Here is a 15,949-nt window from a genome sequence, read left to right as displayed (position 1 = left end):
CTAGTGATAAAAGATCCCTTAAATGTAGAAGAATTTATCGATTTACCAGCACAAGATATTCTTGCTTGTTTGCCCTGTGGTCTTTTGGTGCTTAATGCTAAAGGCATAATTATTTGGCTAAATGCTGCTGCTGAAGCTTTGTTGGGATCTCATTTACGAGGAGCAGCATGGCGTGAAGTCATTCAACAAGCATTTGCCCCACGTGAAGATGATGGCCATGAGGTTTCTTTAGTAGATGGTCGCAGAGTACGGGTTGCTATTTCTTCTTTAGATAATTTACCAGGACAATTGGTAATTTTAACTGATTTGACTGCAACGCGTGATTATGAGCAAGCGAAAGCAAATCAGCATCGTCTCATGGCTATTGGTAGGATGACAGCACAATTAGCACATCAGATAAGAACGCCATTGTCGTCCGCAATCCTGTATGCTGAACATTTAGCGGCACAGCCTGCTATGGATAGTCGTTGTCTACAGTGGATTACACGATTACAAGAATGTCATGCCAGCATTGAGCAGCAGATCCAAGATTTATTACTATTTGCTCGTGGTGAAACTATTGAGCTTGCGCTAACGCGTATACAAAGTTGGGTCGAGCAATTAATTGAAAGGGCGCAACCCTTAATTCAGGCTCAATCTGCAAAATTAGAAATTAATAACGAATTACGGGACAAAGAAGTTTCATTGCATGCAGAATCATTAACAGGAGCACTGTTAAATTTGATTATCAATGCCTTGCAGGCAAAAGCAAGTTATATTACGGTAAATATTCAGAAAGTTGAGACAAATAACGTGCAAATACAGGTTACTGATAACGGTATTGGCATGTCAGAAGAGGTTAAATCACAGGCTTTTTCGCCTTTTTTCACAACGAAGGCTCAAGGGACAGGTTTAGGGCTTGCTGTCGTTAATGCGGTAATAAAAGCACATGGCGGAGAGGTGGTATTAGATTCTTTGTCGGGACAAGGGAGTTGTATAACAATTAATCTACCAGGTAGCCTGGAGAAAGGCATATAGTGGCATGCAATTGCTTTTTCAGGATAATGGTACTTTAAACAAAGGATATACCATGAGTGATGTTTTAATAGTTGAAGATGATCCAGTTTTACGTGAAGCACTGGCTGAAACAATGAATCTGGCAGGGCATTCTTTTTTGGCTGCTAAAGATGGCAAAGAAGCTTTAGCAATGCTTGAGCGCCATAATCCTGCTATTGTCCTTAGTGATATCCGTATGGACAAAATAGATGGCCAGCGATTGCTTGCAGAAATTCAACGCCGTAATCCCGGTGTGCCTGTCATCCTAATGACTGCTCATGGTTCAGTTGAAGATGCTGTTGCTGCTATGCGCAATGGTGCGGTAGATTATTTACAAAAACCCTTTAGTGCACATGCACTGACAGAAAAAATTAATCGCTATATCAAACCTCTCTCTACTGATGATAGTCAACCTGTTGCCCAGGATCCTAAAAGCCAAGCCTTATTATCAATGGCATTAAGAGTGGCACAGTCTGATGTTGGTGTAATGATTAGCGGTGAAAGTGGTACCGGAAAAGAAGTACTTGCTCATTTCATACATGATCATTCCCCTCGTAAACAACATCCATTTATTGCAATAAATTGTGCGGCAATTCCTGAGCAAATGTTGGAGGCAACACTATTCGGCTATGAAAAAGGTGCTTTTACCGGTGCTTATAAATCAACCCCAGGTAAATTTGAGCAAGCTCAAGGCGGAACATTGTTGCTTGATGAAGTGAGCGAAATGAGCTTAAGTCTGCAAGCAAAATTATTACGTGTGCTTCAAGAAAAAGAGGTTGAAAGAATAGGCGCAAATAAACTTATTCAACTTGATGTTAGAGTGCTAGCAACTAGTAATAGAAAACTACTTGATGAAGTGAAAGCGGGTCGTTTCCGTGAAGATTTATATTATCGTCTAAATGTTTTTCCTCTCCACTGGCTTCCTCTGCGAGAGAGAGTATGTGACATTATTCCTTTAGCAAATTATTTAATACGTCGTCACTGTCAGAATAATCAACCTGTGATTCCTGCTTTAAGTGATGAGGCGAAACAAGCGCTTTTAGAGTATAGCTGGCCTGGTAATGCACGAGAATTGGATAATGTAGTTCAAAGGGCGTTAGTTTTACAAACACATGGAATTATTGAAGTTCCTCATTTGCAGCTTCCCAAAAATGCGGATGAGTTAGTTGTAATAGACAGCCCAGATGTAAAAAAGGTTGAAGGTAAAAGTTTGCAAAACCATGAATTTGAATTAATTCAACAAACACTAAAAGAGCATAATGGAAATCGTCAGCAGGTAGCGGCTATTTTAGGGGTAAGCGAGCGTACTTTACGCTACAAGTTGGCAAAAATGCGTGAGGAAGGATACTCTGTATAATTTAACACGGACACTCTAGTGGGAAATTGACAAATTTTGAGTATTTGAGATATCAAAATAAGAGGCAAAAGTGAGGTTGCTTTTTAGTTTTAGGTGCCAAGGAGGCAATTATGAGCGAGATAAATACTGTGTCTTTATTAAATCAGCTACGTTTGATGGCTTCCAAAGCTGAGGGCAGTGTTGAATTTAGTCCAGCTGAAGCTCCCTTTGGCGCTGTCTTACAAGATGCACTGGGGACAGTGAATGATCTGCAGCAAAATGCAGACGCTTTAAAGGCACGCTTTGAAATGGGGGATCCAAAGGTTGGTATCGGTGAGGTAATGGTTGCAGCTCAGAAATCCAATCTAGCATTTGAAGCAACTTTACGTGTTAGAAACAAAATGGTACAAGCTTATCAAGATATTATGAATATGCCCGTTTAGAAAACTTCAAATATATTAGCATAACTTTGAAAGTAAATCTGTGGGCATTTGATGAATAGGATCGCTATAAACTGAGAGGTCGTTGAGGATTTCTTAGTAAGGACAGGAGTATATCACTATGGCATTGGCCGACAATGCTTCAACAGCTGCAGCGAAATTTGCGAATTTATCAATTCCAAGACAATTAGGTTTAATGCTCGGACTTGCAGCTAGTGTTGCTATCGGTGTGGCTGTAGTACTATGGTCGCGAGAACCAAGTTATATGCCTTTATACAATGAAATAAGCACTCGCGATGCCGCTGATATTGTGGACTCATTACAGCGCCATGGAATAGCTTTCAAAGTCGATCAAAATCAAGGAACAATATTAGTAGCAACTGATGAGGCACAAGATGCTCGCCTTAAATTAGCAGCAGAAGGTTTGCCGCGTGGTAACGGCAATGGCTATGAATTATTTGCTGATAAAAATGCATTTAACAGTAGCCAATTTATGGAAAATGCTCGCTACAAGCAAGCCTTAGAAACCGAATTAGCACGTACAATTAGCCAATTTCATGATATTAAATCGGCTCGTGTTCATTTAGCTATTCCAAGAGAGTCTGCTTTTGTAAGGGATAACCGTGAGCCAAGTGCTTCAGTTTTTATTGATATTTATCCTGGGGTAGAGATTAAAAAGCAAACCATTGCCTCAATTATTAATTTAGTAGCATCAAGCATTCCCAGCCTTTCTTCCAACCGAGTTACGGTTGTTGATCAGAACGGACAGCTATTAAGTGAGGGGGGTGGACAAACATTGTTTACGAACACCGAACGCTTCATGGACTATCGTCAAACACTCGAGCAACAATATGTCCAAAAAATTCAAGATATTCTAACACCACTACTGGGTTTCGGGCGCGTGAAAGCAAAAGTTTCCGCAGATGTTGATTTTACTGCTTTTGAGCAAACCCAGGAAATGTATAATCCGGAGTCCCAGTCGCTACGAAGCGAACAAAAAATGGAAGAAAAACGTAATGTTGGTTCTAGTCCAAGTGGGGTCCCGGGCTCATTGTCTAATACTCCTCCTGCAAATGCAGCCTTGCAGCAAAATAATAATAACAATAACAATCAAAACAATTCAAAATTAACAAATAACACCGATTCTGTAGAAGGAAGTGATTTTCGTTCGCAAACGACTAAAAATTTTGAGCTTGATAAAACGATTAGTCATACTCGAAATCAACCTGGTGCTATTAAGCGTCTTACAGTAGCTGTTTTGGTGGATGACCGCATGGTTTTTGATCCAAAGACCAAAAAAATGGAAGCGAAGCCCTTAACGCCAGCCGAAATTGAGCAGATTAAAACCTTGGTAGCTGATGCTATAGGTATTAATTCTAAACGCGGGGATAGCGTAAACGTTGTGAACAGTCATTTTGTTAAACCTGATCCTATTGAGCCAGTACCCGATCTTCATTTTTGGCAAAAAGATTCCTTTTGGTCAATAATGAGGCAATCTGGGGCTGCTCTTTTTATATTGGTCTTAATTTTCGGACTTTTCAGACCACTTTTTAGATCTTTAGTAGGTACACAAAAGGAAGAAACCACAGAAACCGAGCAAGCAGAGTTAACGTATCAGGCACAGAATTTGTTACCACATGCCAATGATTATGAGTCGCAACTGGCATTACTACGCCAGGTTGTGGATAAAGAGCCCAAAAGGGTAGCACAAGTAGTAAAAACCTGGGTTGAGCGGGGATAAACATGGATGGGATAGAGCGGGCTGCAATTCTGCTATTGGGCATGGGTGAAAAAAATGCTGCCGAAGTATTGAAACATCTTGAGCCAAGGCAAGTTCAAAAAGTGGGTATGGCTATTTCTACCATGAGTAGTGTTAGCAAAGCCAAGATGCAAGGTGTGCTTGGCGAGTTTCTAAATGCTATTGAAGATCAAACAAGCCTTACTGTAGATGCAGAAAATTATTTACGGACCGTGCTTATTAATGCATTGGGAGAAGAAAATGCGATCCCATTCATTGACAGGATTTTGGTTTCTGATAAAGACAGTGGCCTTAATCGCTTAAAGTGGTTAGATGCACGTTTGATTGCGGATGTGATTCGCAATGAGCACCCACAAATTATTGCAACAATTTTAATTCATTTGGACAGTGAGCAATCCGCAGAAGTGGTCAGTTATTTTTCATCAGAGAAACGGGCTGAAGTACTGTTGCGTATGTGTACTATTGATACCGTCAAACCTGAGGCTATATCTGAACTTGGTCATGTGATTGAGAGACAATTAAGCGGTCAAAAGGTAGGTAAAGCAGCCTCAGCTGGGGGTATTAAAAGCGTTGCTGATGTCATCAACTTCCTCGAAGGATCTGTTGAAACTGATGTTTTGGATAGGATTCAAGAGTGGGATGAAGAGCTTTGCGACAAAATCAAAGATAAGATGTTTGTTTTTGAGAATTTGGTCGATATGGATAATCGCAGTGTACAAACTTTGTTACGTGATGTCTCAACAGAACAGTTAATGTTGGCGCTCAAGGGAACAACTGAACCAGTAAAAGAGAAAATTTTTGGTAACATGTCAAAGCGTGCAGCAGACTTATTAAGAGATGACTTGGAGATGCAGGGACCCGTCAAGGTAAGCGAAGTGGAAAAGGCACAACGAGATATTTTAGCGATCGCAAGAAGTCTTGCAGAAGAAGGCAAAATTGCCTTAGGTACTAAGGGCGGCGATGAAATGATTTAGTAAGGTCTACTTCCATTTCTACTATCTTGGCCAAACTGGCTTGATTTTCTTTGTTTCGATACTCACATACTACGTGTGAAATGGAACTAGACCTTGAGGGAGAGAGAGGATGTTAAGTGGATAATGATTTTCAGCCATCATATCAAGAAAAAGATAAGGACGCCTTTGATGTATGGGAATTCAAAGTGCCGGAACCTGAACCTATTGATGAAATTGATCCGCAGGAAGAATTAGCAAGGGAATGTGAAAGATTACGGGAGGAAGCCAAAAAGCTTGGTTATCAAGAAGGCATGCAAATGGCTGCTGAGGAATTAGAATCGAAGCGGCAAGAATTGGTTAATTGGTTTGATTTATTAAGAAAACCGGTCCTCCTGCTAGATAACAACTTAAGTCAAGAATTAATACAAACCATTCTATGGATATGTGAAATTTGTATTGGCATTGAACTTTCAATACATCCAGACAAACTATTGCTGTTATTGGAGGAAATAAAAAAAGAACTTCCTTCCCTCCAGGCTGACAAGCAACTGTTGATGAATCCTTCCGATATACAATGGTTGCTTAATGAACTTGATAAGCAGCAAGCTGCAGAGTTAAGTACGTTTCTGATTGCGGATGAACATTTGGAAAGGGGTGATTTTTATCTAAAAGGGGAGTACAGCGAATTAGATGGTCGCTTAAAAACACGTCTACAACAAATATTTAAAAAGCACTTTACAGAAATTAAAACCCCACACCCCACTAAAAAGAAAGATACCTAATGAAGCCCTATGAATCGCAATTAAGCAAAATTTTAAACGCTGTGCGAGCAAAGCCCACTTCGGGGTTACTGCATTGTGGTTGTGTTAGCCGAGCGGTGGGATTGACTCTGGAGGCTCGCGGATTTCATCAAGCTGTGGGTGCAAGATGCTGGGTAAAAATAAATAATAACGAACAAGTGGAGGCTGAAGTTGTAGGCTTTGATAATGAAAATGCCTACCTCATGTCCATTGGACATACACAAGGTATTGGCCCAGGAATGCTCATTATTCCCAGTGGTCGAGTGGCGCAGGTTGGTGTTGGGTATAATTTGCTAGGAAGAGTACTCAATGGCGCCGGCCTTCCTATAGACGATAAGGAGGCAATCGAAACCTTAGAGTCTTACCCCTTAGTCAGTCAGCCTTTTAACCCCCTGAAACGAGCAGCAATTGACACGCCTATGGACGTGGGAGTCCGAGCAATCAATGGATTGCTCACCGTTGGTCGTGGCCAACGATTAGGCCTATTTGCTGGTAGTGGAGTGGGTAAGTCAGTGTTGCTTAGCATGATGACACGTTTTACTGCGGCTGATTTGGTGGTAGTGGGTTTAATTGGCGAACGTGGGCGAGAAGTGAAGGAGTTTATTGAGAATAATTTAGGGGAAGAGGGGCTTAGTCGTTCTGTGGTTGTGGCAGCACCAGCTGATGAAAGTCCTTTGATGCGCTTGCATGGTGCTATGGTTGCGACAAGTATTGCTGAATACTTTCGTGATCAAGGCAAACACGTCTTATTATTAATGGATTCATTAACTCGCTTTGCCCAAGCTCAACGTGAGATAGCACTCTCAATAGGAGAACCCCCAGCTACCAAAGGTTATCCACCGTCTGTCTTTGCTAAATTACCGCAACTGGTCGAAAGGGCGGGCAATGGCAAGCCTGGTAATGGTTCAATTACTGCATTTTATACTGTATTAACAGAAGGAGATGATCAGCAAGACCCAATAGCTGATGCTGCGCGTGCTATTCTTGATGGACATATCGTTTTGGATAGGGAATTAGCCGAGGCAGGACAATTTCCAGCTATTAATTTGGAAGCGTCAATTAGCCGCGTCATGCCTACTGTTGCTCCTGATAGGCAGATGAAGCAAATGCTCCTTGTAAAAAAATACCTTTCTATTTATGAAAAGAACAAAGACCTTATTCTATTAGGCGCCTATGCGAAGGGGAACGATGAACAATTAGATAAAGCCATTAAGTATAGAGAGGACATTAATGGATATATTGTGCAGGATATGGATGAAAAAGTAGATTTTGATACGAGTTTGCAGCTGCTTGAAAGTTTGGCAGGATTATTGGAAGAAAACTAACTCATGAGCTCACGGAAAGACCGGTTATTGCGGTTACTTGCAATCAAAGAGCAGGCTACGAAATTAGCCTGTGAAAACTTAATTCGATCACGAGAACAATTTTTATCAGGTAAATCGCGGCACAATCAGTTACTCGATTATCGTCAAGACTATGTTCAGCAATTGAATAACTTAGGTGATGCTGGTTGTACAGTTGGCCGTATTCGTAACCGCATTGATTTTATTGCGCAATTGGATACCGCTCTTGGACAAATGAACCAACATCTGGCTCAACTTGCTAAGCAAAGATCACACTATGAGGCAGTTTATTTACAAACTAAATCTGAGGAAGATGCAGTAAAACGCTTATTAGAACGTTGGGAAGAACAGCAAAAAATGAAACAAGAACGCACGGAACAGAAAGAAAGTGATGAGTACGCACAAAAGCAGTGGTATAGTAAAAGCTCTACTATTAAATTTAACAAACGCGGTGAATAAATTCTTAAAACGATGTTGGATGTCTTTAGCTATCCTGGTTATTGTCGCTGCGGTTATTTCAAGCCTTTTTCGCGCGTTAACCCCCTGGGCAAAACAATATAAAACAGACGTAGAACATCATCTGTCAACCCTATTGGGCGAGCCGGTTGCCATTAGTACGATGGAAACGGGATGGTATTGGTTTGAGCCTGTAATTAAATTGAACCAGGTTGAAGTTTTAGATGGGAAAAAGGTGGTTCTTAAATTAAACAAACTGTTTGTTGGTATTAATGTATTTAGTTCTTTATGGCATTGGCAAATTCAGCCAGGCGTGCTTTTTATCGATGATCTGCATTTGAATTTACATCAAACAGAGGAAGGTTGGCAGATAGAAGGGATTACTAATCAGCAAAATATGAGCTTCGATGCTGAAACTTTAAAACCTGTTTTGGAGTGGATTCTAGACCAGCAAAAAATAATTTTAAAAAATTTATCAGCAGATGTTTATTTCAAAGATGGTACGCTTATTCCATTGAATGAGCTTAATCTTAGTATTGCTAATCATTCTGGACGTTATCATATAAAAGGCGGAGCTCACCTTGAACAAGCTACTCCAACTAGTTTTGAATTACTGGCAGATCTCAATTTAGATCCTGATGCTTTAAATAAAACCTCAGGTCATGCCTTTTTTTCTGCTCAAAAGTTGTTACCCGCTCAATGGCAAAAATTTATTCCTAATACTCGCTTTCAATTGCTAGGTGGAATGGGGGATATTCAATTATGGGCGGATATAAACAAAGGAGCATTTGCGAATGCTCAGGGGAGATTGCATTTTGATCATTTAGCTTGGAGGGATACGCACACGGAAAAGGATCAGCTTATTCAATCATTGAAAGCCAATTTGGCCTGGAGTCCTACTAATGGAGGTAATTGGCAGTTATCAGGAGACCACATCGGCCTAAGATTAAGTGGTACCTCATGGCCAGAAAATTCTTTTTTAATTCGCTACCAACAAAATACTCAGAATTATTTTATTTATATAAAAAATATTTTACTACAATCCCTATTTTCAGCATCTATTGTATGGCCAGACTCAATGAATTCTATTTTAGCAATGAAGCCCTTTGGTGAGCTTCATGACACACAGCTGCAAATGGATCAAAATGGGATTAATTATGCGCTTTCACGTTTTACCAAATTAGGATGGTTACCTAATAATAATCATCCTGGTGTTGAAAATCTTTCAGGGGTAATTCATTGGCAACCTACAGAGGGACGATTGGAGTTGGATGGTGAAAACACTGTCTTGGTGCCTCAAAATCAACCACCTGTTACTTTCTCAATGTTAAATGCTGCTTTCGACTGGAAAGAATTGGAGCAGGGGATGCGGGTAAGTATGGAGCGTTTTGTACTAAGCCATCCTAATCTCCTATTGAGCGCTCAGGGTGTAGCTGATGAGATATCTAAGGGTTTTACAGGACCATTACGGTTGAAAGCTGAGTTTTCATCCAATGACGCTCAACAGTGGTTGCCTTACCTACCATCTAAGCATTTGAAACCCAAGTTGGATGCTTGGTTGAAAAATAACATCAAACGTATTAGCAAGGCCACTGGTGAACTAACATTTAATGGTAATATGAGTGATTTTCCTTTTGATAGACAGCCTGGTGAGTTCTCTATTAAAGGCTATTTATCCGGTGTTGATTTAATTTTTGCTCGTAACTGGCCAATTACTCGAGATATTGAAGCTTATCTTAATGTGGAAAAACGAACTCTTGAAGCAGATATCGTTCATGCTAACTTACAAGGTATTGTAATCGGGCAAGGCAATCTACGTGTTAATGATCTGGGTTTGGATCGCGAGACTTTATTAATTCATACGAAGGCGAAAACTGATGCCAGTAAGGCATTAGCCTATGTACGTTCTTCTCCGCTGAAGAAAAAATTGTCGGCCTTGAATATAATCCAAATGAAAGGGCCGATAGAGTTAGATTTACAATTAGAAGCGCCACTTTATCCTGAAAATGATGAAATACTAGCCCTGGGAGATATTGTTTTTAATAACAATAATGTGAATGTTCATCATGCTTTGGATAATGTGGAGCTTAAAAACTTGAAAGGGACCCTACAGTTTGATCAACAAGGTGTCCTGGATAGCAATCTTCAAGCAAAACTCTTAGGTAATCCAGTTAGTTTGTTAATTAAATCTATTCACGGCCCATCACCCTCTACGGAGGTGAGATTAAAAGGCCAGACTAATATTTCTGTGCTACAGGGAAAATTTAAGCTGCCTTTATTTTCATTAATGGATGGTTCCTTGTGGTTAGAAAGTTTGCTCACGTTGACTGATGAGCCAAGTGATTTGGATCATTTGCGTATCCAGACTTCATTGCATGGTTTAAGTATAGATTTACCTTCACCGTTAGGGAAAACAAGTGAAAGTAACGCCCCCTTGGTAATCGACATAGATTTTAATCCGCAAAAAGTAGTGAGATTGCGATTTAATTACGATGAAAAGCTTCGGAGTGACTTGATTTTCTCAAGGCCTAAAGGTGTTTTTGAATTACAAAAAGGAAAGATCATTCTAGGTCAGAATGATGTTGAAGGGCACGAGCAGCAGCATGGCTTACAAATTTTAGGTTCTTTACCGGACTTTGATTTACAACAATGGCTTAGTATAAAGGAAAAACTTGCTCAAAATTCGGAACAACAAGATTTACCTGAGGTTTTAAATTTAGTTGATATTAAACTCCAGGTGGCCAAGATTTTTAATCAAAGTTATAAAAATTTGTCAATTAAAGCAATTAAATTGGAAAAAGGCGGGTGGTCCATTCACTTAAATCAAGAAAAAATTGCAGCCAATTTGCGCTATCAACCAACAAGTAATACGGTAACTGGGGTATTTGAGAAATTGCATTTAGAGCAAAAGAATGATGCGAATTTCACGAAGGAAAATCTCTCCAAATTAAAGCCAGCTGATATGCCTAATCTTGATTTAAGAATAGCTTCTTTTCAATTTGATCAACTAGATATTGGTGATGTTTCATTGAAAGCCACTACCCTAAAAAATCAGTGGCAACTTAATTCTTGTAAAATTAAATCGCCATTTTATGAATTGACTGCGAAGGGTTATTGGCAAGAAAGCAGCAAAGGGAATCAGACTAAATTACAAGCAAATTTGCATATTACAAATCTCGCGAAAAGTTTAGAGAATTGGAAAGTAAGTCCCGTTGTTGAGGCAAATAAGGGGGATGTGCAATTTCGTGGTGGCTGGAAAGGCCCTATTTATGATTTTTCATTGACCAAACTTAATGGACAAATGGGGATCAGTTTTAAAGATGGGCGCATTACCAATCTTAGCCCTGAAACAGAAGAAAAATTGGGTTTGGGTAAATTATTAAGCATTTTGAGTTTACAAACGATACCACGGCGCCTTAAATTGGACTTTAGTGATTTATCAGAAAGTGGCTACAGCTTTGATGAATTCGAAGGTAGTTTTTCAATTGCTAATGGTGTCATGACTACGCAAGATAGTTATATCGACGGCCCCGTTGCCTATGCTAGCATGAAAGGAAAACTTGATATCGCCAAGCAATACTATGATCTTGATTTAAAAGTAAATCCTCATATCACTGCGAGCTTACCTGTAGTAGCAACCATTGCTGGTGGTCCAATTGCGGGTATTGCAACTTGGGTGGCTAGTAAAATAATTAATCAAGGAATGCAAAAAATAAGTGGGTATACCTACAAAATTTCTGGCCCTTGGCGGCAACCGGTTGTGCAGCAAGTAAAAATTATTAAGAAGCGTAAAGTTTAAACAGGATCAAGAATGTGGGAGGCAATTTTTAAGTGTTATTGGCAGGTTTCTATTTTCAAAGAAAGCCCAGCCAATACTCCTTATTCAATACCATTAATGGTTATTGTTGTCTTCTTATTTTTTTTCTTAATCGTGTTGCAGTGGTTTATGGCAGATGTAAAACAGCAATTTGAGATGACAAGTTCTATTGCTGCCGGTATGGGCTTAATTACTGCGTATTTTATATTTACATTTGTATTATTAAAGGCAAATCGCAAGGCGAATCGCATGGTCCAAACGATAACCTCACTTATCGCATGTCATTTCGTTGTTCATCTTTTTGCTGTTCCTTTGTTACTTGTAGCTCCAGCGCTAGCAACTGTAAACATGAGCCATGGTTTTGCGTTATTATTAGGAATTATTTATTTAATTTTGACTTTAATCTTGACGGTTTGGCAATTTTTGGTAACGGCACATGTGTATAAACATGCCCTTGAGGTAGATAACCTTACTTCCATTTTAGCTAGTTTTGGTTTACTGGCATGCAATATTTTAACCGTTTCATTTTGGCGATGAGAAAGACTATGCATTTACATATTTTAGGAATTAGCGGAACGTTTATGAGTGCTTTGGCCATTTTAGCCAGAGAGGCAGGGTTTAAAGTAACAGGTTGTGATGCCAATTGTTATCCCCCTGTAAGCGACTTATTAAGGGCAAAAGATATTGAATGGACTGAAGGGTATGACGATAGTACGCTAGCACTAAAAGCTGATTGTGTCATTGTTGGTAATGCTATTAAAAGAGGTATGCCTGTACTTGAGGCAGTGCTTAATGCTGGAAAAAATTATACTTCTGGGCCTCAGTGGTTAGCAGAAAATATATTGCCTCGTTATCGCGTACTAGCAGTTGCAGGTACCCATGGGAAAACTACAACCACATCCATGTTAGCGTTTATTTTGCAGCAGGCTGGTTTGCAGCCAGGTTTTCTCATAGGTGGTGTTGCTCCTAATTTTAATACAAGTGCTTATCTAGGTCAGGGTCAATGGTTTGTCATTGAAGCAGATGAATATGACAGTGCATTTTTTGATAAACGGCCAAAATTAATGCATTATCGGCCTGAAGTAGCTATTCTAAATAATTTGGAATTTGATCACGCAGATATTTACGCCAACCTTGAAGCTATCCAGCAACAGTTTCATTACTATTTAAAAACTATTCCGGGTAAGGGGGTTGTGATTAAGCCACGTGATGATGCAGCTTTAAACAAGGTACTGATGCAAGGGGTTTTTTCTCCAGTTGAGGAGTTAGCTTTAAATGGTGATGCAACTTGGCGGGCAGAAATACGGGATGAGAGTGGGCGTTCTTTCTGTGTTTGGCACAAAGGCAAGGCAGTGGCAGAGGTAAATTGGCCCTTGATTGGACAGTTTAATATTGAAAATGGTTTAGCTGCAATTGCTGCAAGCTATCATGCTGGTGTTGAAATTGAAGTGGCTGCTCGCGCATTGGCTGAATTTAAACCGGTTAAGCGTCGCCTGGAGGTAAAATCAAATCGCTATGACATTACGGTGTATGATGATTTTGCTCATCACCCTACAGCCATTACCAAAACTATTAATGCCTTAAAGCAAAGTAATCGGCATAAACGTATATTGGCAGTTCTGGAGTTTGCTTCATATACCATGAAAACTGGCGTACATGCCAATGCAATGGCTCAAGCCTTGTCAACCGTTGATTGCGCTTACGTTCTAAATCCTGAGCACTTTAGTCTTTCTAATGTAGTAAAAGATTGGGTCTGCCCTTACCAAGTATTGCCCAATGCCAATGCAATAGTAAGTGCCGTAGTAGCAGAGGCTCGTCCAGGGGATGCAATTTTAGTAATGAGCAACCGCGGCTTTGATAATATCCACCAACATTTAGTCTCTTATATTGATTTAAAATTTAAGTAACTCTTTCAACACCACTTATCAAAAACTTGCTAAAAGGCGCAAATAGCAATCTATTTTGCCCTTTTTAGCGATTTTTTTAAAACCTGCTCATATAAATCTAGTGCTTTCCCAAGTCTTTTTGGAATTGCCATGAATGTTTAAGAATTTAACAAATAAAGATTTAATCATTCACATGTTGCAAATTCTTTGGCAGATTGTTATAAAAAAAGAAGGTTCCCAAGGATAATGGCTTTGGGTCAGCAGGCTCGCTGTGTTGAGTGCGGGCGAAGGCTTGCAAGGAGAAAACCATGCCAACGTTTGAGGATTTGCAGCAGGATGCTCGGAGTTTGTCAGAATCACTAACTCACGCTTTGGCAAAGCAATCTTCATTTGGCAGTCTCTTTTGTACTTGGTCTCTTTCAACACCGCATAAGCAATTATTCGATGATGCTTATTTGATCCAGCAAACAGCAAATTGCTTGGATTTTTACTCGGGGGCAACGCATTCAGGCCATGTAATAAATTCACACACGAAGCATTTAGTTTTGATCGGTATCTATGCTTATGTTTGGTTTAAATATGACAATACTTTGCAATGGTTTTTAAATAAACCATTGCTAGGATTGTTGCAACAGCATCTTGGTATTGAGTCTTTGAGCGAACTTGATCTTGAGATTTACAAAACAAGCCTCATGGAGTTAGAGAATTTTTGCTGTTGGGTTTATGAAAAAAGTACACAGTATCAACAAACAAAAAATTTGTTTGAAGCTTTTCCAACAAATATGCAGGGAAGCCTTCACGCACAAAGAGGTCAACTCGCCTCAGATTCTTGGGGCGGATTTTCAGATTTAATGACAAAAATAGGGATTAAAAGCCTATTTTAAGGAGAGCATATGGGCTATATACCGCCAGAGTATCAAGAGTTACAGAAAAAGACAGATACTTTAATTACTACATTTAATAATTTGTCCAGGCGTTATATTCCAGCTAAGTATGACGAATTACGCAAAAAGGTAGGAGGTTTAGAGGGGAAATATAATGAAAAAGCACCGAAAAAATCGGGCTTTTTTATTAGTACTAATAAAGAGTTACGACGTGATCAAACAGCGTGTATTAATCAGCTATTACCGAAACTACCTACCGAAGGAACGCCCACCATATTAAATCAATCACAAAATGTTTTATTAGGAGCTATATTTTATCGTTATAAACGTCTCGATAACTCCTATAGTCAACCCTACGCATTTTTTGGCTACAATGCAAAAAACAGTTGTACCCTGTTTCAAGTGCTTGAAGAAGAGTTCAAACTTGATAAATTAGATGATGAAACGCTAGCAACTTGTTGCGAAGCCTATAAGACCTATCTGGAGCAACCTGATCTTACTGTTGAAAATAAAACTGTAGGTGATCAATTTCCTTATATTCAAGAGGACCCAGATTTTTATATAAACCTTAAGGAAATTATTGTGACTGCTCGTCAGAAAGCCTTACCTATAACACGACAATTACATGTTATTTCTTTTGTAGAGTCAGTGGCACAATCTTTGCGCGAAACCGATAAAGCAATTGCAGATATCCTGCCAAAATTTTCAAAAATGGTCATTGGAAAGTTTACTAAGGAGTCTTTTTTGACCCGTGATAATTTGCTTGAGTTGATTAACTCTTTCCAACCAACCATGAGTGAAACATCAAAAGAAATACTCAAACTTAGTTTGCCTGAGCGTGTTTTGCCCCAAGGTGTACCAATTCCTAGCAGTGAAATGACAAGGTATATAGGTTTTCAAGATTATCTTTCTCAGGCGTTAACGATTAACAGTACCTATACTTTGTTGGGTGCTTATGTGATGGCATTGGGACGGTGTAATTCTCATACTCCAAAATTAAAAGATGTGCTTAATTCTGGTATTAACTCGATGGTTGAGAATTTACTCGATGATACGGCTAAAGAACTAAGTTTAACCGCATTTAAAAATTATGTGGAAATTCCAGGTAGACCACAACTTAATTGTAAAGCATGGAGTGATGATACTGGGGAAGAGCACATGAAGATGGATTTGGATATTCGGCATAATAAATTAAAACAAGTCTCAGAGGTTTTAGCTTTTTAAAAACAGGCTGAGAACA

Annotated in this window: 13 protein-coding genes; all 13 read left to right on the top strand. The window is 39.4% G+C overall.

Annotated elements, in window-relative coordinates; translation table 11 throughout:
- Positions 1-3 precede the first annotated feature (3 nt).
- A complete protein-coding gene (locus Lbru_RS07780) occupies positions 4-1,017 on the top strand; it encodes a sensor histidine kinase (protein WP_058441621.1) in 1,014 nt (337 codons plus the stop codon).
- Positions 1,018-1,069: 52 nt separating this feature from the next.
- Positions 1,070-2,392, top strand: a complete 1,323-nt coding sequence (locus Lbru_RS07775; RefSeq protein WP_058441666.1) for a sigma-54-dependent transcriptional regulator — start codon at positions 1,070-1,072, stop codon at positions 2,390-2,392.
- A 110-nt stretch (positions 2,393-2,502) separates the two neighbouring features.
- Entirely contained in the window at positions 2,503-2,814 is a 312-nt protein-coding gene (fliE, locus tag Lbru_RS07770; RefSeq protein WP_058441620.1) for a flagellar hook-basal body complex protein FliE, read from the top strand.
- Between the two features lie 118 nt (positions 2,815-2,932).
- Complete coding sequence (gene fliF / locus Lbru_RS07765; RefSeq protein ID WP_058441619.1) at positions 2,933-4,552, top strand: flagellar basal-body MS-ring/collar protein FliF; 1,620 nt, start codon at positions 2,933-2,935, stop codon at positions 4,550-4,552.
- A gap of 2 nt (positions 4,553-4,554) precedes the next feature.
- Positions 4,555-5,544: a flagellar motor switch protein FliG gene (fliG, locus tag Lbru_RS07760; protein ID WP_058441618.1), complete on the top strand. Its 990-nt coding sequence runs from the start codon at positions 4,555-4,557 to the stop codon at positions 5,542-5,544.
- 116 nt (positions 5,545-5,660) lie between these two features.
- On the top strand, positions 5,661-6,305 hold the full coding sequence (locus Lbru_RS07755) for a FliH/SctL family protein (protein ID WP_058441617.1): 645 nt from the start codon (positions 5,661-5,663) through the stop codon (positions 6,303-6,305).
- A complete protein-coding gene (fliI, locus tag Lbru_RS07750; protein WP_058441616.1) occupies positions 6,305-7,648 on the top strand; it encodes a flagellar protein export ATPase FliI in 1,344 nt (447 codons plus the stop codon). The genes Lbru_RS07755 and fliI overlap by 1 nt, the downstream gene beginning before the upstream one ends.
- 3 nt (positions 7,649-7,651) lie before the next feature.
- Positions 7,652-8,125, top strand: a complete 474-nt coding sequence (gene fliJ, locus Lbru_RS07745; protein WP_058441615.1) for a flagellar export protein FliJ — start codon at positions 7,652-7,654, stop codon at positions 8,123-8,125.
- On the top strand, positions 8,058-11,921 hold the full coding sequence (locus Lbru_RS07740; RefSeq protein ID WP_083500867.1) for a YhdP family protein: 3,864 nt from the start codon (positions 8,058-8,060) through the stop codon (positions 11,919-11,921). Before fliJ ends, Lbru_RS07740 begins: the two co-directional genes overlap by 68 nt.
- Positions 11,922-11,933: 12 nt before the next feature.
- Positions 11,934-12,476: a hypothetical protein gene (locus Lbru_RS07735; protein WP_058441613.1), complete on the top strand. Its 543-nt coding sequence runs from the start codon at positions 11,934-11,936 to the stop codon at positions 12,474-12,476.
- 8 nt (positions 12,477-12,484) lie between these two features.
- The gene (gene mpl / locus Lbru_RS07730) at positions 12,485-13,846 is read left to right on the top strand and encodes a UDP-N-acetylmuramate:L-alanyl-gamma-D-glutamyl-meso-diaminopimelate ligase (RefSeq protein WP_058441612.1); all 1,362 of its coding nucleotides are present in this window, start codon (positions 12,485-12,487) and stop codon (positions 13,844-13,846) included.
- A gap of 287 nt (positions 13,847-14,133) precedes the next feature.
- Complete coding sequence (locus tag Lbru_RS07725; RefSeq protein ID WP_058441611.1) at positions 14,134-14,709, top strand: hypothetical protein; 576 nt, start codon at positions 14,134-14,136, stop codon at positions 14,707-14,709.
- Positions 14,710-14,718: 9 nt separating this feature from the next.
- The gene (locus Lbru_RS07720) at positions 14,719-15,933 is read left to right on the top strand and encodes a hypothetical protein (RefSeq protein ID WP_058441610.1); all 1,215 of its coding nucleotides are present in this window, start codon (positions 14,719-14,721) and stop codon (positions 15,931-15,933) included.
- Positions 15,934-15,949: the final 16 nt, after the last annotated feature.

Origin of the sequence: Legionella brunensis, from assembly GCF_001467025.1 — a bacterium.
Taxonomy (GTDB): domain Bacteria; phylum Pseudomonadota; class Gammaproteobacteria; order Legionellales; family Legionellaceae; genus Tatlockia; species Tatlockia brunensis.
Note: the sequence above shows the minus strand (reverse complement) of the source record. Positions and strands in the feature narration are given on the sequence as shown.

Excerpts from the sequence above, each read along its gene's own strand:
- Lbru_RS07775 (WP_058441666.1), top strand. The coding sequence starts at position 1,070 with ATGAGTGATGTTTTAATAGTTGAAGATGATCCAGTTTTACGTGAAGCA.
- fliE (WP_058441620.1), top strand. The coding sequence starts at position 2,503 with ATGAGCGAGATAAATACTGTGTCTTTATTAAATCAGCTACGTTTGATG.
- fliF (WP_058441619.1), top strand. The coding sequence starts at position 2,933 with ATGGCATTGGCCGACAATGCTTCAACAGCTGCAGCGAAATTTGCGAAT.
- fliG (WP_058441618.1), top strand. The coding sequence starts at position 4,555 with ATGGATGGGATAGAGCGGGCTGCAATTCTGCTATTGGGCATGGGTGAA.
- fliI (WP_058441616.1), top strand. The coding sequence starts at position 6,305 with ATGAAGCCCTATGAATCGCAATTAAGCAAAATTTTAAACGCTGTGCGA.
- fliJ (WP_058441615.1), top strand. The coding sequence starts at position 7,652 with ATGAGCTCACGGAAAGACCGGTTATTGCGGTTACTTGCAATCAAAGAG.
- Lbru_RS07740 (WP_083500867.1), top strand. The coding sequence starts at position 8,058 with ATGAGTACGCACAAAAGCAGTGGTATAGTAAAAGCTCTACTATTAAAT.
- Lbru_RS07735 (WP_058441613.1), top strand. The coding sequence starts at position 11,934 with ATGTGGGAGGCAATTTTTAAGTGTTATTGGCAGGTTTCTATTTTCAAA.
- mpl (WP_058441612.1), top strand. The coding sequence starts at position 12,485 with ATGCATTTACATATTTTAGGAATTAGCGGAACGTTTATGAGTGCTTTG.
- Lbru_RS07725 (WP_058441611.1), top strand. The coding sequence starts at position 14,134 with ATGCCAACGTTTGAGGATTTGCAGCAGGATGCTCGGAGTTTGTCAGAA.
- Lbru_RS07720 (WP_058441610.1), top strand. The coding sequence starts at position 14,719 with ATGGGCTATATACCGCCAGAGTATCAAGAGTTACAGAAAAAGACAGAT.